Annotated in this window: 23 protein-coding genes; 11 read left to right on the top strand and 12 right to left on the bottom strand. The window is 73.7% G+C overall.

Annotated elements, in window-relative coordinates; genetic code table 11:
* Positions 1-49 precede the first annotated feature (49 nt).
* Positions 50-1,288 carry a gephyrin-like molybdotransferase Glp gene (glp, locus tag ACIBBF_RS14040; RefSeq protein WP_397414155.1) on the top strand — a complete coding sequence of 413 codons (1,239 nt, stop codon included), beginning with the start codon at positions 50-52 and terminating at the stop codon, positions 1,286-1,288.
* Between the two features lie 44 nt (positions 1,289-1,332).
* Entirely contained in the window at positions 1,333-1,755 is a 423-nt protein-coding gene (locus ACIBBF_RS14035; RefSeq protein WP_397414407.1) for a molybdenum cofactor biosynthesis protein MoaE, read from the top strand.
* Here the strand turns inward: ACIBBF_RS14035 and ACIBBF_RS14030 are convergent.
* From ACIBBF_RS14030 to moaA, 5 genes are all read right to left on the bottom strand, one after another.
* Entirely contained in the window at positions 1,721-3,076 is a 1,356-nt protein-coding gene (locus ACIBBF_RS14030) for a glycosyltransferase family 4 protein (RefSeq protein WP_397414153.1), read from the bottom strand. The two genes, ACIBBF_RS14035 and ACIBBF_RS14030, sit on opposite strands and share 35 nt — an antisense overlap.
* Positions 3,077-3,221: 145 nt before the next feature.
* Positions 3,222-4,604, bottom strand: a complete 1,383-nt coding sequence (locus tag ACIBBF_RS14025) for an ABC transporter substrate-binding protein (protein ID WP_397414151.1) — start codon at positions 4,602-4,604, stop codon at positions 3,222-3,224.
* Between the two features lie 71 nt (positions 4,605-4,675).
* Entirely contained in the window at positions 4,676-5,542 is an 867-nt protein-coding gene (locus tag ACIBBF_RS14020) for a carbohydrate ABC transporter permease (RefSeq protein WP_397414148.1), read from the bottom strand.
* Complete coding sequence (locus ACIBBF_RS14015) at positions 5,539-6,519, bottom strand: carbohydrate ABC transporter permease (protein WP_397414146.1); 981 nt, start codon at positions 6,517-6,519, stop codon at positions 5,539-5,541. Before ACIBBF_RS14015 ends, ACIBBF_RS14020 begins: the two co-directional genes overlap by 4 nt.
* Before the next feature lie 140 nt (positions 6,520-6,659).
* Positions 6,660-7,790: a GTP 3',8-cyclase MoaA gene (moaA, locus tag ACIBBF_RS14010; RefSeq protein ID WP_397414144.1), complete on the bottom strand. Its 1,131-nt coding sequence runs from the start codon at positions 7,788-7,790 to the stop codon at positions 6,660-6,662.
* Positions 7,791-7,891: 101 nt separating this feature from the next.
* Between moaA and ACIBBF_RS14005 the strand changes: the two genes are divergently transcribed.
* A complete protein-coding gene (locus ACIBBF_RS14005) occupies positions 7,892-8,794 on the top strand; it encodes a ketopantoate reductase family protein (RefSeq protein WP_397414142.1) in 903 nt (300 codons plus the stop codon).
* A gap of 79 nt (positions 8,795-8,873) precedes the next feature.
* On the opposite strand, the gene ACIBBF_RS14000 is transcribed toward ACIBBF_RS14005, so the two are convergent.
* Entirely contained in the window at positions 8,874-9,257 is a 384-nt protein-coding gene (locus tag ACIBBF_RS14000; protein WP_397414139.1) for a universal stress protein, read from the bottom strand.
* Between the two features lie 233 nt (positions 9,258-9,490).
* On the opposite strand from ACIBBF_RS14000, the gene ACIBBF_RS13995 reads away from it, so the two are divergent.
* From ACIBBF_RS13995 to ACIBBF_RS13980, 4 genes are all read left to right on the top strand, one after another.
* Positions 9,491-10,618 (top strand): SPFH domain-containing protein, encoded by a 1,128-nt coding sequence (locus ACIBBF_RS13995; RefSeq protein WP_397414136.1) that lies wholly within the window; start codon positions 9,491-9,493, stop codon positions 10,616-10,618.
* Between the two features lie 2 nt (positions 10,619-10,620).
* The gene (locus tag ACIBBF_RS13990) at positions 10,621-11,811 is read left to right on the top strand and encodes a hypothetical protein (protein WP_397414134.1); all 1,191 of its coding nucleotides are present in this window, start codon (positions 10,621-10,623) and stop codon (positions 11,809-11,811) included.
* 74 nt (positions 11,812-11,885) lie between these two features.
* Positions 11,886-12,302, top strand: coding sequence for a zf-TFIIB domain-containing protein (locus tag ACIBBF_RS13985; RefSeq protein WP_397414131.1), 417 nt, complete (start codon positions 11,886-11,888; stop codon positions 12,300-12,302).
* Positions 12,303-12,362: 60 nt separating this feature from the next.
* Entirely contained in the window at positions 12,363-13,133 is a 771-nt protein-coding gene (locus ACIBBF_RS13980; RefSeq protein WP_397414126.1) for a response regulator, read from the top strand.
* A gap of 12 nt (positions 13,134-13,145) precedes the next feature.
* Here ACIBBF_RS13980 and ACIBBF_RS13975 read toward each other — a convergent pair whose 3' ends face one another.
* Complete coding sequence (locus ACIBBF_RS13975; RefSeq protein ID WP_397414124.1) at positions 13,146-14,069, bottom strand: DMT family transporter; 924 nt, start codon at positions 14,067-14,069, stop codon at positions 13,146-13,148.
* A 47-nt stretch (positions 14,070-14,116) separates the two neighbouring features.
* On the opposite strand from ACIBBF_RS13975, the gene ACIBBF_RS13970 reads away from it, so the two are divergent.
* Entirely contained in the window at positions 14,117-15,652 is a 1,536-nt protein-coding gene (locus tag ACIBBF_RS13970; protein ID WP_397414121.1) for a PLP-dependent aminotransferase family protein, read from the top strand.
* A gap of 189 nt (positions 15,653-15,841) precedes the next feature.
* Here the strand turns inward: ACIBBF_RS13970 and ACIBBF_RS13965 are convergent, their stop codons facing one another.
* On the bottom strand, positions 15,842-16,168 hold the full coding sequence (locus ACIBBF_RS13965) for a hypothetical protein (protein WP_397414119.1): 327 nt from the start codon (positions 16,166-16,168) through the stop codon (positions 15,842-15,844).
* Positions 16,169-16,484: 316 nt separating this feature from the next.
* Between ACIBBF_RS13965 and ACIBBF_RS13960 the strand changes: the two genes are divergently transcribed.
* Positions 16,485-17,447: a hypothetical protein gene (locus ACIBBF_RS13960; protein WP_397414117.1), complete on the top strand. Its 963-nt coding sequence runs from the start codon at positions 16,485-16,487 to the stop codon at positions 17,445-17,447.
* A 5-nt stretch (positions 17,448-17,452) separates the two neighbouring features.
* Here the strand turns inward: ACIBBF_RS13960 and ACIBBF_RS13955 are convergent, their stop codons facing one another.
* Positions 17,453-17,908 (bottom strand): SufE family protein, encoded by a 456-nt coding sequence (locus ACIBBF_RS13955; protein ID WP_397414115.1) that lies wholly within the window; start codon positions 17,906-17,908, stop codon positions 17,453-17,455.
* Between the two features lie 65 nt (positions 17,909-17,973).
* Here ACIBBF_RS13955 and ACIBBF_RS13950 point away from each other — a divergent pair, with 65 nt between their 5' ends.
* Entirely contained in the window at positions 17,974-18,273 is a 300-nt protein-coding gene (locus ACIBBF_RS13950; protein ID WP_397414113.1) for a DUF3175 domain-containing protein, read from the top strand.
* Positions 18,274-18,294: 21 nt separating this feature from the next.
* Here the strand turns inward: ACIBBF_RS13950 and ACIBBF_RS13945 are convergent, their stop codons facing one another.
* Positions 18,295-19,188 carry a sulfurtransferase gene (locus ACIBBF_RS13945; RefSeq protein ID WP_397414111.1) on the bottom strand — a complete coding sequence of 298 codons (894 nt, stop codon included), beginning with the start codon at positions 19,186-19,188 and terminating at the stop codon, positions 18,295-18,297.
* Positions 19,189-19,287: 99 nt separating this feature from the next.
* The gene (locus tag ACIBBF_RS13940; protein ID WP_397414109.1) at positions 19,288-20,559 is read right to left on the bottom strand and encodes a transcriptional regulator; all 1,272 of its coding nucleotides are present in this window, start codon (positions 20,557-20,559) and stop codon (positions 19,288-19,290) included.
* Between the two features lie 288 nt (positions 20,560-20,847).
* Here ACIBBF_RS13940 and ACIBBF_RS13935 point away from each other — a divergent pair, with 288 nt between their 5' ends.
* A complete protein-coding gene (locus ACIBBF_RS13935) occupies positions 20,848-21,498 on the top strand; it encodes a hypothetical protein (RefSeq protein ID WP_397414107.1) in 651 nt (216 codons plus the stop codon).
* A gap of 135 nt (positions 21,499-21,633) precedes the next feature.
* On the opposite strand, the gene ACIBBF_RS13930 is transcribed toward ACIBBF_RS13935, so the two are convergent.
* Positions 21,634-23,277 carry a von Willebrand factor type A domain-containing protein gene (locus tag ACIBBF_RS13930; protein ID WP_397414104.1) on the bottom strand — a complete coding sequence of 548 codons (1,644 nt, stop codon included), beginning with the start codon at positions 23,275-23,277 and terminating at the stop codon, positions 21,634-21,636.
* Positions 23,278-23,415 lie beyond the last annotated feature (138 nt).

The following is a 23,415-nucleotide window of genomic DNA, read 5'->3' as shown; positions in this document are numbered from 1 at the left end:
GGGACGCGCCGGTGCGGAGGCTCGCGTGGTGCCGGGATAGGTTGCGGACATGGGTGATCGCGTGGTCGTGGAACAGCATCGGGCCGACGTCGCGGAGCTTCTCGCGCCGCTCGCCGAACGTCCCGTCGAGGAGGTGCCGGTCGGTCCCGACGTGCTGGGGCGTGTCCTGGCGCAGGACGTCACGGCACCCGGCGCGCTGCCCCGCTTCCGCAACTCGCAGATGGACGGGTTCGCGGTGCACGCCGCGGACGTCGCCCCGGCCGCCCCGGGCACGCCCGTCACCCTGCCCGTGGTGGGCGACGTCGCCGCCGCGCCGGGTGAACCGGAACCGCTGGAGCCCGGCACCGCGGTGCGCATCATGACGGGCGCCCCCGTGCCCGACGGTGCAGACGCCGTGGTCCCGGTGGAGGACACCGACCACCACACCTTCAACGGGGCGGCCGGCATCCCCGCGGCGACCGTCGCCGTGACCCGGTCGCGCGCCGTCGGCGAGTTCGTGCGGGAGCCCGGGTCCGACGTCGCGGCCGGCGCCGTCGTGCTGCGCGCGGGCACCGTGCTGGCACCGCACCACGTGGCCGCGGCGGCCGCGTGCGGCATCACCCGGCTGTCCGTCCTCGTGCCGGTGTCGGTGGCGGTCGTGTCCACGGGGAGCGAGCTGGTCCCGCCGGACGCCGAACCCGGTCCGGGCCAGATCTGGGACGCCAACGGGCCCGCGCTGGAGGCCGCCGTGCGCGCCGCCGGGGCGCGGGTCGGCATGCGCGTGAGCGTGCCCGACGAGCCGGAGATCGTGCGTGCCACGCTGGAGCGGGCGGCGGCGCTGTGCGACCTCGTGCTGACGACCGGGGGCGTGAGCCAGGGGGCCTACGAGGTGGTCAAGGACGCCCTGCCCGAGGTGACGTTCCGTTCCGTGGCCATGCAGCCCGGGGGACCGCAGGGCCTCGGCCGGGTCGGCGGCCGTCCGGTGCTCGCCTTCCCTGGCAACCCGGTGAGCGCCCAGGTCTCGTTCGTGGTCTTCCTGCGCGACCTCCTGCGCCGGGCCGGGGGCCTGCCGCCCGTGGACCGGGTGCCCGCGGTGCTCGACGGCGCCGTCGGCTCTCCGGCCGGCCGCCGTCAGCTCCTGCGCGGGCGGTGGGTGCACGAGGCGGGCGCGGCGCCGCGGGTCGCCGTCGTCGGCGGGCCGGGTTCGCACCTGGTGGCCTCGATGGCGGCTGCGGACGTGCTGATCGACGTGCCCGCGGCCGCGACTACGCTCGACCCGGGTGCAGAGGTGGCCACGTGGCCGCTGTGACGCCGCACGCCGGCCCCGCCGAGGGCCCGGAGGACGAAGGAGCGCTGGTGGACGAGGTAGTGCGCGTGACCGAGGACGTGCTGGACGAGACCGTCGGACGGGCCGTCGAGGCCGCCGTGGCGGCGCCCGAGTGCGGGGCCGTGGTCACGTTCCGTGGTGTGGTCCGGGACGAGGACGGCGGCCGGGACGTCACCAGCCTCGACTACGAGGCGCACCCCGACGCGAGCGCCGTGCTGCGCCAGGTGTGCGCCGCGGTGTCCGCCGAGACGGGTCTGCGCGTCGCCGCGGCGCACCGGTACGGGCACCTGGAGATCGGCGACGTCGCGCTCGTGGCGGCGGCGTCCGCCGGGCACCGCAAGGAGGCGTTCGAGGCGTGCTCGCTGCTGGTCGAGCGGATCAAGGCCGAGGTGCCGATCTGGAAGAAGCAGCAGTTCACCGACGGCGAGTCCGAGTGGGTCGGTCTCTAGCGATCCCGCGGACCCGGGTCACGGCGCGGCGGACCGTGCCGGGCACGTCGTCGGGCAGCAGCTCCGGGAGCCGCGCCGGGTGCATGCGCTGACCGAGGTCGCGGGCCGAGCGGAACGTCAGGCTGGGCTTGCGCACCGGCCGCGTCAGGCCGGGCAGGGTGATGCTGGGCAGCGTGATGGTGGGCATGGTCAGGCTCGGCATGCTCAGGGACGGCAGGCCGCCGCCCGGCAGCCGCTGGATCCCGCGGACCCAGATGCGCTCCCGCACCGGCGGGGGCGGCACGTCGAGCCGGTCGTGGAACGCCTCGGCGCAGGCCCGCCACGAGTAGAGCTCGGCGTACCGCCGGGCCTGTGCGCGTGAGCACTCCAGCGCGGCGAGGCACGCGGCCCGCAGGTCCTCGTCGACGGCGCCCGCACCCGAACCAGGGACGAGGTCGCGGGGCCCGGGCGCATCGAAGCCGGCCACCGGCGTGCCGGACGCCATCGCCTCCAGGATGACGAGCCCGAACGTGTCGGTGCGGCTCGGGAACACGAGCACGTCGGCGTCGGCGAAGTGCCGGGCGAGGTCGTCGCCCGACCGGCGGCCCCGGAAGTGTGCCTCCGGGTAGGCGGCCTGAAGGGCGGCGCGGGCGGGTCCGTCGCCCACCACCACCTTCGGCCCCGGCAGGTCCAGGTCGAGGAACGCCTCGACGTTCTTCTCCACGGCGAGCCGTCCCACGTAGAGGAAGACGGGTCCGGTCAGGTCCCGGTAGACGCCGGACTCCCGGTCGGCCGCCCGGTGCCGGGGGTGGAACTGCTCGGTGTCCACGCCGAGGCTCCAGGGCGTGACGTTGGGGATGCGCCACCGGGTGAGCTGTTCGCGCATGGTCGCCGTGGTGACCAGCACGGCGCCGGACTTGTCGTGGAACCTGCGCACGTAGCGGTAGCCGGCCCACAGCGGGATCCACGACCAGCGTGCGGTCACGTACTCGGGGAACCGGGTGTGGTAGCTGGTGGTGAACGGGAAGCCGAAGTGGTCGCACACGGCGCGGGCGTACCAGCCGAGCGGACCCTCGGTGGCGATGTGCACGGCGTCGGGCGCGAACTCCAGGAAGCGGCGTTCCACGTCGTCGCGCGCCATGATCGGCACGCGGATCTCGGAGTAGGTGATCAGCGGGAGGGTCCGGTAACCGTCCCAGGGCGTGACCACCTCGACGGCGCAGCCCATCCGGCGCAGCTCGGTGACCGTGCGGGCCAGGGCCGTGGCGACGCCGTTCACCTGCGGCTCCCAGGCGTCGGTCACGATCATGATGCGTCGCGGCCGTGCGGTCGCTGTAGTCACGGGCGAGATTCAACCATGTTCTCGGGGGTGTGCCGCTCACGACGGCGCGGCTCGTGGTCCGTGCCACGAGCCGCGCGCGAAGTGCCGGCCCTGTCAGTCAGGGGTGTCGGTCCGGGGCGTCGGTCCGGGGTGTCAGTCCTGGGCGTCAGTCCTGGGCGTCGAGGTAGGGCTCGACGTTCTCGGTGTACGCCGTCTCGATGCGCGGCGCGATCTCCTCGAACGCGGCGGCCGGGTCGGCGCCCTCGATGACGATCTGCTCCAGCGCCTCGTTGAGCAGCGCGTCGGCGCCGGGCACGAAGACGCGCACGTCGTCCTGCACGCGGGCCTTGTCGGCGAGCTGGTCCACGGCGGTGCGAAACTGCGGCGTCGCCTCGTAGGTCGCCTTCATGGTGTCGCTCTCCACCGCGGACGTGCGCACGGGCATGTAGCCGGTGCTCTGCGAGAAGGTGGCGGTGTTCTCGGTGCTCGTGAGGAACTCCAGGAACATCGCGGCCGCGAGCTGCTCCTCCGGCGTCTTGGACGACGGGATGGCCAGGCCGGTACCGCCGGTCGGGGTGCCGCCGCCCTGCGGTCCGTCGGGCAGGTAGGCCGTGCCGACCTCGAACGTCGCGGCGTCGAGCGCGCCCTTCAGCGAGCCGGTCGAGCCGATCGTGGAGGCGATGAGGCCGGACGAGAAGTCGGCCATGGCGTCGTCGGCCGACAGGGTGGCCACGCCGGACTCGTGGAAGAGGTCGTGCACGAACTGGCCGCCCGCGACCGCCTCGGGCGTGTCGAGGGTGAGCTCGAAGCCGTCCGAGTAGGCGCCGCCCTGGCCCCAGATCATGTTCTCGAACCACCAGGCGCCCCACGACGGGCCGGTCGACAGGCCGAACGTCGAGCCCTTCGCGGGCACCTCCTTCTCCAGGGCGGCGTTCCACTCCTCGAGCTCGGCCCAGGTCTCCGGGCCGCGGTCGGGCAGGCCGGCGGCCTCCCACAGGTCCTTGTTGTAGTAGAACAGCGGCGTCGAGCGCGCGTACGGCACGGCCCAGTGCTGGTCGTCGTACTCGTAGTCGGAGTACAGGGCGGGCTGGAAGTCGGCGGCGTCGGCGTCCAGGAACTCCAGCACGTCGTCGACCGGCATGATCTGGTCGTTCAGGTGGTAGCGGAACCACCACACGTCCGAGGCGATGACCAGGTCGGGCAGCTCGTCCGTCTGCGAGGCGGCCTGGAAGCGCTGGGCGACCTCGTCGTAGTCGGCGCCCGCGGTCACCAGCTTCACCTGGATGCCGGTCTCGTCCTCGAACTCGTCGATGAGCTGCTGCTCGACCTCCTGCGACTCACCCGGGTGGTTGCTCCACCAGGTGATCTCCTGGGCCGGCTCGACCTGCGACCAGTCGACGGCCTCGGCGGAGGCGTCGGACGATCCGCCGGTCGCGCCGAGGCTCGGGCCGGCGCACCCGGCTGCGGTCAGGGCGGTCAGCGCGGCGAGTGCGGTGACGACGGCGGTACGCGGACGCCGGACGGCGGCGCGGACGGGACGGTGGGACACGGTGTGCTCCTTGGTGTTCGCGCGCCCCGGTCCGGGGCGCGTTCGGGAGTGAGACAGGACGGGGGCGCGGGTCAGCCGGTGACGGCGCCCGCGGTGAGGCCGGCGACGAGCCGGCGCTGCAGCACCAGGAAGACGAGCAGGACGGGGAGCGTCGCCAGGACGGTCGCCGCGAGCAGCACGCCCCAGTTGGTCATGCCGTCGCTGTTCTGCAGCAGCGTGAGCCCGACGGGCAGCGTCATCGTCGAGGGGTTGTCGACCACGAGGAACGGCCACAGGTAGTCGTTCCACTCGGTCACCACGGACACCAGCGCCACCGCGGCGAGCGTGGGGGTGCTCATGGGCACCACGAACCGCCACAGCCTGCGCCAGTGGCCGGCTCCGTCGAGCTCCGCCGCCTCCAGGACGGACCGGGGCAGCGTGAGGAAGTGCTGGCGGAACAGGAACGTACCGAACGCGCTGGCCAGGCCGGGCACGAGGATGCCCTGGTAGGTGTTCAGCCAGCCCAGGCTCGCCACGAGGGTGTAGTTGGGGATGATCGTGATCTGCGGCGGGATCATCAGGGTCACGATCACCAGCCCGAACGCGACGCGCTTGAACGGGAAGTCCAGGAAGACCAGCGCGTACGCGCAGCACAGGCCGAGCGCCACCTTGAGACCCGCGCCCGCGACCGTCAGGCCGATGCTGTTGAGCAGCAGCCGCCCGAGCGGCACGGTGTCCGCGGCCTGCACGTAGCTGTCGAGGTCCGGCCGGGCGGGAAGCCACTGGAGCGGCACCTGGTACAGCTCGTCGGGGGCCTTGAGGCTCGCGAGCGCCAGCCACAGCAGCGGCGCCCCGAGCACCACGGTCGCCAGGATCATGGTGACGTAGCTGCCCACCGGGGGAGCGGGGCGTCGTCGGGCCACCGGGGCGGCGGGGCCCGGGTGCGGCACGGCGGTCATGCGTAGTGTACCTTCCGCTGGACGAACTGCAGCTGCACGGCCGTGACTGCCAGCAGCACGAGGAACAGGATCGTGGCGACGGCGGAGGCGTAGCCCGCGCGGCCGTTGACGAAGCTCTCCACGTAGATCGAGTACATGAGCGTGGTGGTGGAGCCGAGCGGGCCGCCCTGGGTCATCGCCTTGATGATGTCGAAGGACTGGAGCGAGCTGAGCAGCATCGTCACGAGCAGGAAGAACGTGGTGGGGGTGAGCAGCGGCAGCACCACGGAGCGCAGCGTGCGGGCGGCGGACGCGCCGTCGAGCGCCGCGGCGTCCTTGAGGTCCTGCGGTACCGCCTGCAGGCCGGCGAGGTAGATGAGGGCGACGTACCCGAGGTTCTTCCACAGGTAGACGACGATCACCATGACCAGGGGCCACGGCCGGCCGGTGTACCACTGGGGCGAGGCGACGCCGAACCAGCCGAGCAGCTCCTGTACGAGCCCGTAGCGGGGGTCGAACATGAACAGCCAGAGGATGCCGACGGCGAACCCGCTCAGCACGTAGGGCGCGAAGGCGACCGTGCGGGCGAGGCCGCGGCCCCGGAGCCGCCGGTCCAGGAGCAGGGCCAGGCCGAGGCCCAGGACCAGGGCGCCGCCGACGGTCGCGACCGTGAAGACCACGGTCGTGGTGACGATCCGGCCGGTGGTGGGCGCGGTGAACCACTCGACGTAGTTGCCCAGGCCCACGAACCGCGCGGTGGGTGAGCCGAGGTTCCACTGGAGGGTCGAGAGGTAGAGGCTCTCGACCAGCGGCCGGTACACGAAGACGAGCAGGAGGGCGAGGTTCGGGCCGGCGAGCAGCACGGCCCACAGGAGGGCGGTGCGCCGGCGTCGTGCGCCGAGGCGGCCGGGGCGCGGGCTCTGTGGCCCGGCCACGGAGCCGCGGGTCGGCCGGGTGCCCGGTTCCTCCGGCGCCCGGGGCGTCGCGATGGTGGTCACGGCGGCGAGCCTAGGAAGCCCGCCGGGGGTTATGTTCTGTTTTGTCCCTGGCGGGGGCGAGGCTTCGGGCAACGTACATCCGGCGGTCCCCGAGGGGTCACCTGGGACCGCCGGACGTCACCTGCGGGACATGTCCGGCGTCAGCCGCCGATGGCTCCCATGCTGCGCCGGGTGTCCGCGAAGGCGTCCGCGGCCAGCTCGACCGCGTCGCTGCCGTGCGCGCGCGGCTTGGCCCACATCGCGGCACGCCAGGCGTCGCCGACCTCCTCGTCGCTCGCACCCGCCCGGAGCAGCGCCTTGAGGTCGGTCTCCTCGTTGCCGAACAGGCAGGACCGGACCGTGCCCTCGGCGGTCAGCCGGGTGCGGTCGCACGCCCCGCAGAACGACCGGGTCACCGACGCGATGACGCCCACGGTCGCCGGGCCGTCGTCGACCAGCCACTCCTCGGCCGGGGCCGACGGGTCCTCGCGACCCGCCGGGGTCAGCGTGAAGCGCTGCCCCAGCACCTCCAGCAGGTCGGCGGCGCTCACCACGTCGTCGCGCGTCCAGCGCCCGTCGGCGTCCAGCGGCATCTCCTCGATGAACCGCAGCGCGCAGCCGTGCTCCACCGCCCAGGCGAGCAGGTCGGCCGCGCCCGCCAGCGTCTCCGGCAGCAGCACCGCATTGATCTTGACCGGCGCCAGGCCCGCCGCGAGGGCCGCGCGGATGCCCGTGAGCACGTCGTCCAGGCGGTCGCGCCGGGTCAGCGTGGCGAACGCCTGCCGGTCCACGGTGTCGAGGGAGACGTTGACCCGGTCGAGCCCGGCCGCGACCAGGGCGTCGACCCGCTTGTCCAGGCCGAGAGCGTTGGAGGTCATGGCGATGCGGACCCGCTCGGGCGGCGTGCCGCCGGTCGCGAGCGCGGCCATGCCCTCGTCCGCCGCCTCGCGGGCGGCGCCGATGATCTGCTCCAGGTCGCGCCGCATCAGCGGCTCGCCGCCCGTGAACCGGATGTCGCGGATGCCGAGGTCACGTACCCCGATGCCGACCAGGCGGCCGATCTCGCCGGGCGTCATGAGCTCGTCGCGCGGCACGAGCGGGAGCCCTTCGGCCGGCATGCAGTAGGTGCAGCGCAGGGAGCACGCGGTGGTGATCGAGACGCGCAGGTCGCGCGCCACGCGCCCGTACCGGTCGACCAGCAGGGGGGTGTCGGGTCGCGGCCGGCCGGCCGGCGTGGCGGCTCGCCGGGGCACGCCCCGTACCGACGGGATCCCGAGCGTGACTGCTGTCATGTGCCGAGACTAGTCCAGAGCCCCGGCCGCCCGGCCAGACCGTCATGAGTTCGTCAGGTGACGAGCACCGCCCGTCGCCCGCCCCCACCTACGATGTGGCCATGACTGACACCCTGATCGCCGTCGTCGGCCCCGGTGCGATCGGCGGCCTGGTGGCCGCGATGCTCCAGCGCGCGGGGCACGACGTCGTCGTGGTCGCCCGGGAGCGGACCGCCCGGCAGGTCACCGAGCACGGCATGGACGTGGTCACGGACGAGTTCGGCTCCTGGCACGCGCCGCTCGCCGCGGTCACCGAGGTGCCGCACGGCGCCCGGGTGGTCGTGGCGGTCAAGGCCGAAGGCGTCGCCGACGCCGCCCGCCTGCTCGCCGGCACCGCGCCCACCGAGGTGCTGTCCCTGCTCAACGGCCTGGACCACCTGGTCGCGCTCCGCGAGGCGCTGCCGGGCGTGCGCGTGGTCGGGGCCACCATCGCGGGCGAGACGCTGCGCACCGGTGCGGGCGGCTTCGGTCCGGCGCTGGTGCGGCACCGCGGCACGCTCCTGCGCACGGTGGTGCCGGACGACGCCGCCGCGCTCGGCGTCGTGACCGCGCTGCGCGACACCCCGATCGAGGTGGTGACCGGTGGCACCGAGGCCGAGGTGCTGTGGAAGAAGCTCCGCTTCCTGGCGCCCCTCGCGCTGCTGACCTCCACGTGGGCGACGGGCATCGGGGAGGCGCTGACCCGCGACCCCGGGCTGACCGCGGGGCTGCTCGCCGAGATCGCCGCGACCGCCACCGCCGAAGGGGTGCCCACCACGGGGGAGGACCTGCGCGGCATCCTGGACGGCTTCCCGCCCCCGATGCGCTCCTCGCTCCAGGCGGACGTCGAGGCGGGCCGGGAGGGCGAGCTCGACGCGATCGGCGGGGCGGTGGGCCGTCGGGCGGCTGCGCACGGCATCGCGACGCCGGTGCTCGACGACGTCGTCGGCCGGATCACCGCACGGGCGGCGCAGCCTCAGGCGTAGCCGGACGACGCCTGAGCCTGCGGTTCGCTCCGGGCGGTACGCCTCGTTCCTCGGCGCTCCGCCCACGCTCACCTCCGGCTCAGGCGTAGCTGGCCTTGACCACCAGCACGGGCGCGGGGGAGTCGAGCAGCACCTGCTGCGTGGTCGAGCCCACCAGGAACGTGCCCACGGTGGAGTGCTTGCGCGAGCCGATGACCACGAGGTCCGCGGAGACGGCCTCCGCCTGGTCCACGATCGCGTCGGCCACCTCGGTCTGCTCGGGACGGAACGCGATCGGACCGAGGGTGACGGTGCTGGGCACCGCGTCGAGCAGGTGGGCCAGCGCGGCCGGGACCTGCGTGCCGGCCTGCGGCGTGAGGACGAGCACGGCCAGCTCCTGCCGGCGGCGTGCCGCCTCGCTGACGGCCGCGCGCACGGCGGCCTCACCCTGGGGTGACTCGTTGTACGCCACGAGGACGGTCATCGGCCCTTGCACCTCCGGACAGGTTCGCCGGGTTGTCACCCTGCGGTGAAACTCTCTCACACGTCCGGGGTCGCGGCAGCGGCCGGCTGCCAGGGCGGTGCCAGGTCGGTGCCAGGTCGGTGCCGGGTCGATGCCAGGTCACGGTCCCGTCACCTTTCGTACCGCCCCGTACCCGGCGCTTGTATCGTCCAGGTGTCCGCGGCGCGCGGACGGACGAGGCGAGGGAGTGCGGCATGGGCCTGCTGGACAAGATCAAGGGCGAGCTCGTCGACATCGTCGAGTGGCTCGACGACACGCGGGACACGATCGTGTGGCGGTTCCCCCGCTACGAGAACGAGATCAAGATGGGCGCGCGGCTCGTGGTCCGCGAGTCCCAGACCGCGGTGTTCGTGAACGAGGGCGTGATCGCCGACGTGTTCGAGCCCGGCACCTACACCCTGGAGACCCGGAACCTCCCGGTGCTGTCCACCCTGAAGGGCTGGAAGCACGGCTTCCACTCGCCGTTCAAGGCCGAGGTGTACTTCGTCAGCACCCGCCAGTTCACCGACCTCAAGTGGGGCACCAAGAACCCCGTCATGATGCGGGACCCGGAGCTCGGCATGGTGCGTGTGCGGGCCTTCGGCGCGTTCGCCGTCCGCGTCTCCGACCCGAAGCTCCTGCTGCGTGAGCTGGTGGGCACCGACCCGCAGTTCCGCACCGACGAGGTGCACGAGTACCTGCGCCAGAACGTGGTGAGCCACCTCGCGAGCGTGCTCGCCTCCTCCGGGATCCCCGTCATCGAGATCGCCGCGCACCACGGCGACCTCGGTGACCAGCTCGCCGCCCGGCTCACCGAGGAGCTGTCGACCGACCTCGGCATCGCCGTGCCGAAGTTCGTCGTCGAGAACGTCTCGCTGCCGCCCGAGGTCGAGGAGGCGCTCGACAAGCGCACCTCGATGGGCATCGTCTCGTCCGGCACCGTGGGCAGCATGGCCGCCTTCCAGCAGTTCCAGGCCGGCCAGGCGATGGAGGCCGCGGCCGACGGCGGTGGTGGCGCGGGCGCCGTCATCGGCATGGGGCTGGGCCAGGCGGTCGGCAACGCGATCGTGCCCCCTGCCCAGCCCGCCGCCGCGCCCGCCGCCCCGGCCGCCGCCGCGCCCGCCGGCCCACCGCCGCTGCCGGGCGGCTGGTTCCTGGGCAACGGCGGCACCCAGACCGGCCCGTTCGACGACGCCGCCCTCGCCGCGCAGGCCGCCGCGGGCACCCTCACGGCGAGCACGCTGATCTGGCGTGCGGGCATGGCGGGCTGGGAGCCGGCGTCGTCCGTGCCCGACGTGGCCAGGCACCTCGGCGCGACGCCGCCCCCGCTGCCACAGGCCTGACGATGGTCGAGCTGACCGAGGGCGGCCCCGTCGCCCACCGCGCCTACCCGTGCGAGCAGTGCGGGGCCACCGTCGAGTTCTCCGCCGGTACGGGCACGCTCACCTGCCCATACTGCGGCCACACGCAGGAGATCGCCGCCGTCGTCCGCGAGGTGCGCGAGCACGACTTCGCGGCGCTCGCGGCGCGGACGCGCCCCGTGGCGGCGCCCGCCACGCAGGACTACCGGTGCGGCACCTGCGGTGCGGTCACCACCAGCGACCACCTGTCGCAGAAGTGCGGGTTCTGCGGGTCGCCCATGGTCGCGGAGGTCGAGGGCCTCGGCCTGGTCGAGCCGGAGGCCGTGCTGCCGTTCGAGGTGGACCGGGACGCCATGCAGGGCGCCCTGCGGACGTGGGTGCGCTCGCGGTGGTTCGCGCCGTCGGCCCTGAAGAAGGTGGTCTCCGCCGAGCAGGCGCACGGCGTCTACCTGCCGCACTGGACGTTCGACGCCCGGACCCGCTCCGACTACACGGGCCAGCGGGGCGAGCACTACTGGGTCACCGAGACCTACACGACCACCGACTCCGAGGGCCGCAGCCAGACGCAGACCCGGCAGGTGCAGAAGACCCGCTGGTACCCGGCCGCGGGCACCGTGGCGCGCGACTTCGACGACGTGCTGGTCGCCGGGACCGGCCGGGTCATGCCCGAGCACCTGGCGAGGCTCAGCCCGTGGCCGCTGGGCCAGGCCCGGCCCTACCAGCCCGACTACCTCGCCGGCTACGAGACGCTGCGGTACGACGTCGAGCCCGAGGCCGGGCTGGAGGTCGCCAAGGGCGAGATGGCACCCGTCATCGAGAACGACTGCGAGCGCGACATCGGCGGCGACGTGCAGCGCGTGCACCAGGTGCACACCAGCTACTCGGCGGTGACGTACAAGCTCCTGCTGCTGCCGGTGTGGATCGCGACCTACCTGTACGCGGGCAAGCCCTTCCAGGTGCTGGTCAACGCGCGCACGGCGGAGGTCGTGGGCCAGCGTCCCTGGTCGGCCTGGAAGATCACCCTCACCGTCCTGGCGGCGCTCCTCCTGGTGGGCGCGGTCGTGTGGGCCGTCGTGGCCGCGCAGGACGGCGGCACCGCCATCTCGGCAGCGGCGTCCCCCGGCGGTCCAGGCGTCCGTGAGAGCCTGGGAACCTGGACCGGCCCGGGCAGGTAGGCAGCGGACGAGGAACCGCCCGGCGGCCCTGTCCGTTGGTTGACGCAGACGACGACCGCGAGGAGACCTTCAGCATGCTGTGCCCCATCGACCAGACCACGCTCGTCATGTCCGAGCGCAAGGGGATCGAGATCGACTACTGCCCCACGTGTCGTGGCGTGTGGCTCGACCGCGGTGAGCTCGACAAGGTCATCGACCGCTCGGTGGAGACCGAGATCGCGGCCGAGAACCGGCCGTCGGCCCCGTCGGCCCCCGCGGCTCCGCCCGCGCCCAACCCCGTCCAGGTGGGCCCGTCGTACGGTTCGCCGCAGCCCGCCTACGACCCGCGGTACGACGACCGGCGCCGCGACGACGACCGTCGTTACGACCGGGACGGCCGCTACGACCGCGACCGCCGGTACGACGACGACCGTCGCTACGACTCGTACGGGGACCGCCGCTACAAGAAGAAGCGCAAGGAGTCCTTCCTGGAGGACCTCTTCGACTTCTGACGTGCCCTGGCGCCCGGACGCCGGACGCGTGGCGCTGCGCCACGTGGTGAGATGGGTGCTGTGAACAGCGAGCCGGGTGACGAGGGCACGCGCCCGCCGTCCGGCAACCGGGTGCTCGTCGTGGACGACGACGTGGCGCTGGTGCGCGCCCTGGCCATCAACCTGCGGGCGCACGGCTGGGACGTGACCACGGCACCGACGGGCGCGGCGGCGCTGGACGCGGTGGCCTCGGCCCGGCCGGAGGTCGTGCTGCTGGACCTCGGCCTGCCGGACATGCCGGGCCTCGAGGTGATCGCGGGCATCCGTGGCTGGACCCGGGTGCCGATCGTGGTGCTGTCGGCCCGGCAGCTCGGTGACGACAAGGTCGACGCCCTGGACGCAGGGGCCGACGACTACGTGACCAAGCCGTTCGTCATGAACGAGCTGCTCGCGCGGTTGCGGGCGGCGGTGCGCCGGGCGGCCCCGGCGCAGGCGGAGGAACCGGTGGTCGTGGCGGGTGAGCTGCGGATCGACCTGGCGCGGCGGCAGGTCTTCCGGTCCGGGGCGGAGGTACGCCTGAGTCCTACGGAGTGGGCGCTGCTGGAGGTCCTCGTGCGCAACCGGGGCCGGCTCGTGGACCGCAAGCTGCTGCTGCACGAGGTCTGGGGTCCCGCCTACTCGACCGAGACCAACTACCTGCGGGTCTACACGGCGCAGCTGAGGCGCAAGCTGGAGCGCGACCCGTCGCACCCGCAGCACATCCTCACCCACCCGGGGGCGGGGTACCGGTTCGAGGTCGAGCCGGCGGGGCCGCCCGAGCCGGCGGGGCCGGGGCCCGCGCCCGGGAGCTAGGGCGGACGGGAGCTAGGGCGCCGCGGACGGCGCGCGCAACCCCAGCAGAACACCGGCACCCACGACCGCCACGCCCAGCCACACCACCGGGCCCGGCACGGGCGCACCGAGCAGGACGCCGCCCACGGCGGACGCCACCGGGACCACGCCGGTGAACAGCCCGGCCCGTCCGGGACCGATCCGGTCGACGGCCGTGTACCAGAGCAGGAACGCCACCACCGTGACGCCCAGCGCGAGGTGCAGCACGGCGGAGACCTGCCCGGGCCGCAGCGTCAGGACCGCGGCGGGCCCTTCGGTCACGAGGCTGAGGCCCCACAGCGCGAGGGCGGCGATCCAGACCGTGTGCAGCGACACCCCGTGCGGCCCGAGCCGGTGCAGCACCGGCACCGCGAGCAGGGTGAACCCGGCCTCGCAGAGCAGCGTGAGCAGGGCGTAGCCCAGGCCCGCCGGGTCGGTGCGCCCACCCCCGGTGACCAGCACGGCGCCCAGGGTGACCACGACCGCGCCGGCCACCACCACAGGAGCGGGCCGGGCCCCGCCGAGGAGCGGCCCCACGAGCGCGAGCAGCACCGGCACGGCGGCGACCGCCACACCGATCACCGCCGGCTCGGCGTGCGCGACGCCGCGCACCACGCCCACGTTGAACAGCACCAGCCCGCTCAGCGCGACCGCGGCGAGCCAGGCCCACTCCCGGCCGCGCGGTACGGGGACGGTGCGGCCGGTGGCCCGCAGGAGCAGCACCAGGACCACGGCGGCGAGCGTGTACCGCAGGGCCTGCACGGCGAACAGCGGGGCGTCGGCGAGCACCCCCGACACGGCCACCTGGCTGCCGACGAGGGTCATACCGAGCCCGGCGAACACGGGGCCGGACCAGGGTGCGGACGGGCGGGCGGCCGGGGCGTCGCCCGGCGCCGGCGGGTGGACGGAGGTCGTCATGACGGTGAGCGTGCTCCAGACTTGGTCCGTCTGACAGTGCCAAGTTGATGGTGAACAAGGAGACCAAGATGGCGGGCGCCGACTTTCTCCAGCTCGATCCGGCCCGCGCCCGGCCGCGCGGCCTGGCCACATGGCTCGCCGAGCAGGTGCGGGACGCCGTGTCCGACGGCCGTCTCGCCCCGGGCGACCGGCTGCCCGCGACCCGGGTCCTCGCGGACCAGCTCGGGTGCTCGCGGGGCGTGGTGGTGGACGCGTACCGGCGCCTGACGGACGAGGGGCTGCTGACGGGGCGGCACGGCGGCGGCACGACGGTGCGCACCGAGGTCGTGGCTGCGCCGGGTGGGCGTGACGCCGTCGGGCCGCGGCCCGAGCCCGGGTCCGTTCCTGGGCCGCTGCCCGGGCCCGGCTTGCCGCACGTGTCGCCGGGTGCTGCCGACGGGCTCCCCGGCCCGGACGCCGCCGGTGTGCCGGCCGGCCCGGACCTGATCGACCTGTCGCCCGGTCTGCCGGATCTCGCGGCGTTCCCCCGCGCCGCCTGGGCGCGCGCCGAGCGGGCGGCGTTGAGCGGCCTCGCGTCGAGCGGGCTCGGCTACGGCGACCCGCGCGGGCTGCCCGCGCTGCGCGAGGCCGTGGCCGGATGGCTCGCCCGCACCCGGGGCCTGCGTGCCCACCCCGACGAGGTCATCGTCGTCAACGGGGTGTCCCAGGGCCTCGTGCTGCTCGCCCGGGTGCTCGGCGCGCGAGGGACGCACCGCATCGGCTTCGAGGACCCGGGCTCGTACGGCGCACGTGAGCACCTGCGGCGGTGGGGTCTGGACCCGGTCCCGGTCCCGGTGGACCGGGACGGGCTCGACGTGGCCGCGCTCGGCCGCACCGCCGTGGACGCGGTGCTGGTCACCCCCGCGCACCAGTTCCCCACGGGCGTCGTGCTCGCCCCCGGCCGCCGCCGGGAGCTCGTGGCATGGGCGCGCGCGGCCCCGCAGGGTCCGGACGGCATGCCCGGCCGCCTCGTCGTCGAGGACGACTACGACGCCGAGCACCGCTACGACCGGCCACCCGTCCCCGCCCTGCGCGCCCTCGCGCCGGACCACGTGGTGCACCTCGGCAGCGTGTCCAAGACCCTGGCACCCGCGATCCGCCTGGGCTGGCTGCTCGCACCCGCCGCGCTCCGGACGGAGCTGGTCGAGGCCCGGTACTGGACCGACCTCGGCAGTCCCGCGCTGCCGCAGCTCGCGCTGGCGCACTTCATCACCTCCGGCGGGTTCGAGCGGCACCTGCGTCAGGTCCGGCGCCGCCATCGCGCCCGCCGCGACGCGCTGCTGGCGGCGCTGACGACGCACCTGCCCGGCGGCACTGCCCACGGCGTGGCCGCCGGCCTGCACCTCCTGGTGACACTGCCCGGCCTCGACGACGTCGACGTGGCGCGCCGGGCCCGGGCGGACGGGGTGCTGGTGCAGCCGTTGTCGGCGCACCGGAGGGGTGCCGGGCCGCCCGGCCTGGTGATCGGGTACGCCGCGAACACCCCGGACCGGCTGCACGAGGCGGTGCGGCGGATCGCCCGCTGCGCCGGTGTTCTGCCCTGATCCGGGTCAGCGGGAAGTCCCTGGCCGAATGCCTTTTCCGGACAGCAGTGAGGCCCTTTCCCGGGTATCCGGGAAAGGGCCTCACCGGGAGCCCTTTGTCACCAGCCCCACCGTTCACGAACGGCTGGTGGAAAAGGGGTTCGGTAACCGGCCGTGCTGGCGACGTCCGGCAGGTCGAAAGGGTTGTCCTCAGACCCCGGGAAGGGGGACGGGGACGGGGAGACCACCGAGGAGCGAGCTCAGCAGGTTGCCGAGGGCGCTGAGCAGGCCGTCCAGCAGACCGGTGGTCGGCAGCGGGACAGGCAGCTCCGGCACGGGGAGGTCCGGCACGGGAACGTCGGGGACCGGGGCGTCGATCGGGACGTCCGGCACGGGGTCCGCGACGACGTCGGGCGCCGGCTCCGCCTCCACGCTGATCGTGTGGGCCGCGGGGACGTCCCCGTCGGTCACCACCGCGGCACTCGCACCTGCTGTGGCTGCGCAGACCAGGCCGGCGGAGACCGCCACGGTTGCCACAGCGCGACTGATTGCACGGAATCCTCGGATCATTGTGTTTCCCCTCGAATAGCTCCGTTGAAACAGGTGGTGGAGCACACGTGTGTGTTCACCACGAAGAAGAGTCGGGTGCTCTTTTCACCCTGTCAATCCGTGCTGTGCGTGCGGTGCGGGGAAGGAAACAAGACATTCCAGGACCGAACTCTGCGGCAGAGCGCCAGGAATACCCGTAACCCAGACATCACAGTCGTGATATCCCGCATTTTCTGGACGGGCGTCCACTTCGCGCGCCGATTTCTCCTCGCCAGGGCGCCGCCGCGGCGGGCAGGATCACCGCATGACCCGTGTCCGACCGACCTGGCCCGAGCTGCCCGCCCCGGTGCGCGACGCCGTCGTCGCCGAGCTGGGCGGCCTCGTCACCGGCTGGACGTCGCACGACGGCGGCTACTCGCCCGGCTGGGCACTCACCCTCGAGGCGGCCGGCGAGCGCGTGTTCGTCAAGGTCGCCTCGACCGGCTACGACGTCGCCGCCCGGCTGCACCGTCGCGAGGCGCAGCGCGCGGCGGCCCTGCCCGCGGGCGTGCCCGCCCCGGCCTTCCGCTGGGCCAGGGAGGTGCCCCTGCCCGGGTCGGACGAACCCGGATGGGTCGTGGTCGCCTCCGACGCCGTGGACGGCCGCCTGCCGCGCACCGAGCCCTGGGACCTGGCCGACCTCGACCGGCTGCAGCACCTGGCCCGCCGCATCGCCGAGCACGAGGTGCCGGCCGGCGGGGCGTTCCCCGACCTGGCCGACCAGGTCTGGCCCGAGGCCTCGCTCCTGGCCGACGAACGGCCGGCCGGCCTGGCGACCTACGACCCCTGGCTGGCCCGGAACCTCGACCGCGTCGCCGAGACCGCGGCGCCGGCACGGCAGCGCGCGGCACTCGCCGGGCCGCACCTGGTGCACAAGGACCTGCGTGCGGACAACGCGCTCGTGGTCCGCCGGGCGGACGGGGGCGAGGAGGCGGTGGCCGTCGACTGGCCGCACGCCGTGCGGGGCGCGGGCTTCGTGGACCAGACCGCGATGCTGCCGGCGGTGCACGCCACGGGCGGGCCCGCCCCGCAGGAGGTGCTGGACCGCACGCCGCTGGCGCCGGGCACGGACCCCGAGGCGGTCACGGTGTGGGTCGCCGTGCTGACCGCCTACTTCGTGCACCACTCCCTGCTCGACCCGCCGCCCGGAATACCGCACCTGCGCGCGTTCCAGCGCATCCAGGCCGAGGTGTGCGTGCCGTGGCTGCGGGCGCGGCTGGGCGGGTAGCGCCGTCAGGCGTGCGCGGTGCCGACCTGCTCCCGGACCTGGCGCTTGGCGCGGGCGAGCATGCCCGCCATGCCGTTCAGCCGCAGCAGGCTGACCACCTTCGTCAGGCCGAGCTGGAGCGGGTAGTCGTCGGGCACGTCCAGCACCTGCTGCGCCGTGAGCCCGGTCAGCCCTTGCGCGAGGATGGACGCGAAGCCGCGCGTGGTGGGCGCCTCCTCCGGGGCGGTCGCGTGGAAGGCGACCACCCCGGCGTCGTCCACCTCGGCGATGGCGTAGACGGGGGACTGGCACTCCTGGACCCGTTCGAGCTGTTCGGGCGCGTCCGCGTAGCGCGCAGGCAGGGGCGGGAGCTCGCGCGACACCTCCAGCAGGAGCTGGAGGCGATCCCGCTCGGGCGTCTCCAGGAAGGCGTCCCGCAGCTCGGCGAGGGCCTCGGGCAGGTCCGCGTGGTCGGTGCTCATCCGTTCATCCTTTCACCGTCGCGGCGGCCCGGGCGAGTGGCCGGACGGCGTCGTAGCGTGGCTGTATGGCCGAGAAGAAGGGGCCGGACGGCGGCCCCGACCGCTGGTCCCAGCGCGTCACCGAGGGCAGTGACGCCCTGGACCTGGAGGAGGGCGTGTTCACCTGGCACGATCCCGCGCGGATCGCCCGGTCCCTCAAGAAGTCCGCGGAGGCGAGCGGCCGGCGCAAGAGCTCCCCGTACCGCTCGGCGATGTCGATGCTGACGTTCTACGTCAACCGCGCGGGCAAGGAGCTGGACGCCGACCAGCGCGACGTGCTCGAACGCGCCAAGGACGAGCTGCGCAAGGCCTTCGGCCGGGACTGAGCCGCCGCCCGCGCGGAGCCGTCAGACCGTGCCGGGCTCGGCGCCGGTCGCGACGGGGACGCGCACGGCGTTGCCCCACTCCGTCCAGGAGCCGTCGTAGTTGCGCACGCCTGCGTAGCCGAGCAGGTAGGTCAGGGCGAACCAGGTGTGGCTGGAGCGCTCGCCGATGCGGCAGTAGGTGATCACGGCGTCGTCCGGGCTCATGCCCAGGCCCTCCGTGTAGATCGCCTCCAGCTCCTCGCGGGTCTTGTAGGTGCCGTCCTCGGCCACCGCCGTCGCCCAGGGCACGTTGCGCGCCGTGGGGATGTGGCCGCCGCGCAGCACGCCCTCCTCCGGGTAGTCCGGGATGGCGATCCGCTCGCCCGTGTACTCCTGCGGGGAGCGGATGTCGACGAGCGGGCCGGTGCCGAGGTGCGCCAGCACGTCCTCGCGGAAGGCGCGGACCGTGGTGTCGTCGCGCTCGACCGTGGGGTACTCGACCGGTGCGGGGGCGGGGACGTCGGTGGTGAGCTCGCGGCCCTCCGCGCTCCACAGGCCGCGGCCGCCGTCGAGCAGGCGCACGTCCTGGTGCCCGAACAGGGTGAACACCCACGCCGTGTAGGCGGCCCACCAGTTGTTCTTGTCGCCGTACAGCACGATCGTCGTGTCGCGCGTGATGCCCTTGCCGCCCATCAGCGCGGCGAACGCGGCGCCGTCCAGGTAGTCGCGGACCTGCGGGTGCTGCAGCTCGGTGTGCCAGTCCACCTTCACCGCGCCGGGGATGTGCCCGGTCTCGTAGAGCAGCACGTCCTCGTCGGACTCCACGACCACGATCCCGGGATCCTTGAGGTGCTCGGCCAGCCACGCGGTGCTCACGAGGCGCTCCGGGTGGGCGTACCGCGAGAACTTCTCGGACGGGTCGACGGGCGTGGCCATGGTTCCTCCTCGGGGAGCGCGTGCGCTGACGACCAGGAGAACACGCGGCGGTCCCGAAACGATCCCGGATCGCCGGGACCGGCCGGGATCGCCCGCGGGTCAGGTCAGCCGGCGCTCCAGCACGGCCAGGTGGGCCGACGCCCGGGTGGCCTGCGGACCGCCGGGCTGTGCCAGCCGGGCCAGCCGGGTCCAGGCGGCGTGGTCGTCCGCACCCTCGGCGCGTGCGGTCCACCGCTCGACGGCGACGGCGTCGTCGCAGACGTGCACCGCCGCACGCACCTCCGCCTCCAGCTCCTCGCGCAGCCGCTCGACGCCGGGCGCCACCGACCGGCGCAGCAGCGGCTCCGGGTAGGCGGCCAGCGCGCCCCGCACGTCGCCGCGGCCCAGCCGTTCGCGTACCGCGTCCACGTCGGACAGGAGGGGGCGCGCGAGCCGGTACGGGCGTGAACCGGCGAGCAGCGGACCGTCCAGGGCGCCGTCGGCCACGCGGCGGAGCCGGGAGATCTCCGCCCGCACGGCCACGAGCGACAGGTCGCCCGGGTGCAGCAGCACGGCGAGCTCCTCGGCGCCCAGCCCCCGGGGGTGCTCCGCCAGCAGGAGAAGGATCTCCGCGTGGCGCAGCGAGATCCGCCGGCCGCGCAGCGCGGGCGGCCCGAGCAGCCGGAGGTCGGGCCCGCGGTCTGGACCCGCGGTCGGTCCGAGCGCCGTCGCCACCGCGGCGTCCCGCGGCCCGGCGGCGGCCCGCGCTGCGAGCTCGCGCTCGACCATGGCGACGGTGGCCCGCACGAGGGCGAGGGCGACGTGCGACCCGGCGACGCTGCCGCCGGTGAGGTCGACGGCGCCCACGATCCCGCCCGCCGGGTCGTGCACGGGCGCCGCGGTGCAGCTCAGTCGTTGCACGGGACGCGCGAAGTGCTCGGCACCGAGCACCTGGACGGGGCGGCGTGTGGCCAGGGCGGTGCCCGGCGCGTTGGTGCCCACGGACTCCTCGCGCCACACGGCGCCCTCGACGAAGCCGACGTGGTCGACCGCAGTGCGGACCGGACCCCGGCCCTCCACCCAGAGCAGCCGGCCGGCGTCGTCCGAGACGGCCACCACGAGGTCGTCCCCCGTCGCGCCGCCCACCATGTCCCGGACCAGGGGCATCGCGACGGCCAGGGGATGGTGGCTCCGGTAGTCCTCCAGGTCGTCCGACGCCGCGACCGCCACCGCGCTCGGGCTGTCCGGGTCGACGCCGTTGCGCAGGCTCCGTCGCCACGAGGCCGCGACGACGGGGTCGATGCCGTCAGGCTCCTGCGAGCCGGCGGAACCGACGAAGTTCTCGTAGGCGGCGCGCACCCACTGCGCGTCGCGGTGCGGCACCTGCGTCATGCTGCCCCTGACCTGGTTCGGACGTCGTCGTCGAACCAGGCCAGTGTAGGCACCGGGCCAAGCCTCTCAACAGGTTGTGCCTGCCGATGGCCAAGCCGCCAGCACCCCGGGTGCGTCGTCCACAGATCACGGACGTATTACGGATTCGCCGCGCGAGAGGAAGAAAGTAGTCCTAGCGTCATTCTCACCGGTTGTTGAACGGGCCTTGAGTCCGACAGATAGTTTTCATGGGAACTCTCTTTGGGGGAAGAGTTGAACACCATCGCTTTAGCTAGACCGGAATCCACGATGTCCGATGCTGACGAACCGGCCGGAGACAGTCCGAGCCACCTGCCCGCCTCGCCCGGCCCCACCGGGCTGCCCGCCCTGGCCGAGATCGACCCGGCCGACCTCCCGCCGCTCGACGCGTCGGAGCCCCCGCTCGCCGAGCTCGCCGGAGCCCGCGGGCGCCGCCGCTGGACGTACGGCGCCGCGATCGTCACCGGTGTCGCGGTGGCGATCACCCTCTGGGTCGGGTCGGTCCGCGCCGACGAGGCCAGCCGGCTGCTTGCCCTGACCGACAAGATCGAGCTGCAGGTCAGCGCCACGTCCGACCGTTCGCACGACCTGGCCGCCGTCATGGACATGGCCGAGCGGGTCTACGTGCACTCGGACGGTCGCGTCGCCGACCCGGCCACCCGCGACGTGCTCGCCCAGGCCCTCGCCGACGCCCGCGCCGCCGTCGCGCAGCGGGTGACCGACGCCCCGCCGTCATCGGTGACGCAGGCTCGCACCCTGCTCGACCAGGCCACCCACATCGAGACGTCGCTCGACTGGGCCACCGAGGACCTGCGCGTCGCCATGGACATGGTGCAGCAGTCGCAGGGTGCCCAGCGCACCCTGGACTCCCGCGACCCGGTCGGCACCCGGACCATCCTCACCTCCCACGACGGCTCGTGACGACCGTTTCCGGCAAGGCCGGAAATTTCGGGTCGCACCCCTGGTGGTAAACAACTTTCTCGACATTCTTGCGGCCATTCTTTCTGGCGGTCATGGAATGTCTCTGCACCCATCGAGGAAAGAGCGGGTCCGGCGTCACCTCGGGTAGGCGTCGACCAGGCTCACGAACTCGGCCCGCAGTCCGTAGGGATCCTCGCCCAGGGCTCCGGCAGCGCGCTCCCGGACCGCGTCGAGATCGGCCTCGCCCCGGTACTCCGACTCCGTGGCGATCAGGCCGAGCTCGGCCACGGCGGAGGCGAAGACGAAGTCGGCCGTCGGCGCCGTCGTGAACGCCTCGGCGCCGACGGGGAACTCGACCTCCGTGCTCCGCCCGCCGCCGGGCTGCTTGTACCGCACGTGCACGGTCATGAAGTCGTCACTGGTGCCGGCCTCCCGCTCCGAGTACTTCAGGTCGCCGTCCGATGCGCCGTCGCTGCCTGCCGGGACCAGCTCGTAGAAGGCGGTCACCGCGTGCCCGGCCCCGACGTCGCCCGCGTCCTTGGCGTCGTCGTCGAACTCCACGTCCGCCAGGCGCCGGTTGTCGTACCCGATCAGGCGGTACGAGCCGACCGTCGCCGGGTTGAGCTCCACCTGCAGCTTCAGGTCCTGCGCCACCACGAACATCGTCGAGTCGAACTCGTCGACCAGCACCTTTCGTGCCTCCGCGAGGGTGTCGACGTAGGCGTAGTTGCCGTTCCCGTGGTCGGCGATCGCCTCCATCGTGCTGTCCTTCAGGTTGCCCATGCCGAAGCCCAGCACGGACACGTACACGCCGGACTCGCGTTCCTGCTCGACCAGGTCCGTCAGCTCCTGCGGTGTGGACGGGCCCACGTTGAAGTCACCGTCCGTGGCCAGGACCACCCGGTTGTTGCCGCCCTCGACGAAGTTCTTCTCGGCCAGCTCGTAGGCCGTGACCAGCCCGTCCGCACCGCCGGTGGATCCACCCGCACGCAGCGAGCGCAGATGGTCCACGAGCACGCCGTGCTCGGAACCCGGCACGGAGTCGGCGACCACCTGGTTGTCGCCCGCGTACGTCACGATCGACACCCGGTCGTCCTCGTCGAGCTGTTCCACCAGCAGCGCGAAGGACTCCGCCAGCAGCGGCAGCTTGTTCGGCTCGTCCATCGAGCCCGACACGTCCAGCAGGAAGACGATGTTGTTGCCCTCCGACGTCGGGACGGCCTCGGTGGCCTGCACGCCGACCATGGCGAGCTGGTGCCCGGGGTTCCACGGGGCGGCCGCGACCTCGGTGGTGACGGTGAACGGGTGCTCCGCGTCCGGGGCCGGGGCGGCGTAGTCGTAGTCGAAGTAGTTGACCAGCTCCTCGATCCGTACGCCCTCGGGTGCCACGCCCTGGTTCACCTGGCGGCGCAGGTTCGCGTACGACGCCGTGTCGACGTCGGCCGAGAACGTGGACAGGGGGCTGGTGGCGACGTCCAGGAACGGTGACTCGGGGGAGTCGTCGTACTCCTCCCGGCTCTCGGGCCCGACGAGCTCCGCGTCCGCGCCGGGGGCGACGGGCGCGGCCTCGCCGGTTCCGGGTGCGGGGACCGTGAGGCTCGTGGTGTCGCCCGCCGTCGCCACCTCGTCGTTCTGGGCGGTGCAGCCGGCGAGCGCCAGGACCACGGTCAGTGCGGCGGACAGCGGCACGATCAGGGGAAGGGCGGGCTGCGGCCGGTGGTGCACGGGGAACGGGCCGCCGGCGTGGCGCGGTGCTGCGGGGTGCGGTGCGGGGTTCATCTGGTCCCTCTCCGGGTTGGCGTCGTCGCGGACCGTGCCGGCCCGGCGATCTGTCCCTCTGTGGGTCCCTGTGTGCCGGATCCCGCCGGGCTTGCGCCGTGAGGTCACGGTCGGGTTGCAACGCTCCTGCAACGTGCG

The sequence above is a fragment of the Promicromonospora sp. NPDC050880 genome, assembly GCF_044456525.1.
Classification (GTDB): Bacteria; Actinomycetota; Actinomycetes; order Actinomycetales; family Cellulomonadaceae; genus Promicromonospora.
Note: the sequence above shows the minus strand (reverse complement) of the source record. Positions and strands in the feature narration are given on the sequence as shown.

Excerpts from the sequence above, each read along its gene's own strand:
- ACIBBF_RS13985 (WP_397414131.1), top strand. The coding sequence starts at position 11,886 with ATGCTGTGCCCCATCGACCAGACCACGCTCGTCATGTCCGAGCGCAAG.
- ACIBBF_RS13995 (WP_397414136.1), top strand. The coding sequence starts at position 9,491 with ATGGGCCTGCTGGACAAGATCAAGGGCGAGCTCGTCGACATCGTCGAG.
- ACIBBF_RS13930 (WP_397414104.1), bottom strand. The coding sequence starts at position 23,277 with ATGAACCCCGCACCGCACCCCGCAGCACCGCGCCACGCCGGCGGCCCG.
- ACIBBF_RS13945 (WP_397414111.1), bottom strand. The coding sequence starts at position 19,188 with ATGGCCACGCCCGTCGACCCGTCCGAGAAGTTCTCGCGGTACGCCCAC.
- ACIBBF_RS13970 (WP_397414121.1), top strand. The coding sequence starts at position 14,117 with ATGGTGAACAAGGAGACCAAGATGGCGGGCGCCGACTTTCTCCAGCTC.
- ACIBBF_RS14000 (WP_397414139.1), bottom strand. The coding sequence starts at position 9,257 with ATGACCGTCCTCGTGGCGTACAACGAGTCACCCCAGGGTGAGGCCGCC.
- moaA (WP_397414144.1), bottom strand. The coding sequence starts at position 7,790 with ATGACAGCAGTCACGCTCGGGATCCCGTCGGTACGGGGCGTGCCCCGG.
- ACIBBF_RS13990 (WP_397414134.1), top strand. The coding sequence starts at position 10,621 with ATGGTCGAGCTGACCGAGGGCGGCCCCGTCGCCCACCGCGCCTACCCG.
- glp (WP_397414155.1), top strand. The coding sequence starts at position 50 with ATGGGTGATCGCGTGGTCGTGGAACAGCATCGGGCCGACGTCGCGGAG.
- ACIBBF_RS13975 (WP_397414124.1), bottom strand. The coding sequence starts at position 14,069 with ATGACGACCTCCGTCCACCCGCCGGCGCCGGGCGACGCCCCGGCCGCC.
- ACIBBF_RS13935 (WP_397414107.1), top strand. The coding sequence starts at position 20,848 with ATGTCCGATGCTGACGAACCGGCCGGAGACAGTCCGAGCCACCTGCCC.
- ACIBBF_RS14005 (WP_397414142.1), top strand. The coding sequence starts at position 7,892 with ATGACTGACACCCTGATCGCCGTCGTCGGCCCCGGTGCGATCGGCGGC.
- ACIBBF_RS13955 (WP_397414115.1), bottom strand. The coding sequence starts at position 17,908 with ATGAGCACCGACCACGCGGACCTGCCCGAGGCCCTCGCCGAGCTGCGG.
- ACIBBF_RS13940 (WP_397414109.1), bottom strand. The coding sequence starts at position 20,559 with ATGACGCAGGTGCCGCACCGCGACGCGCAGTGGGTGCGCGCCGCCTAC.
- ACIBBF_RS14020 (WP_397414148.1), bottom strand. The coding sequence starts at position 5,542 with ATGACCGCCGTGCCGCACCCGGGCCCCGCCGCCCCGGTGGCCCGACGA.
- ACIBBF_RS13960 (WP_397414117.1), top strand. The coding sequence starts at position 16,485 with ATGACCCGTGTCCGACCGACCTGGCCCGAGCTGCCCGCCCCGGTGCGC.
- ACIBBF_RS13950 (WP_397414113.1), top strand. The coding sequence starts at position 17,974 with ATGGCCGAGAAGAAGGGGCCGGACGGCGGCCCCGACCGCTGGTCCCAG.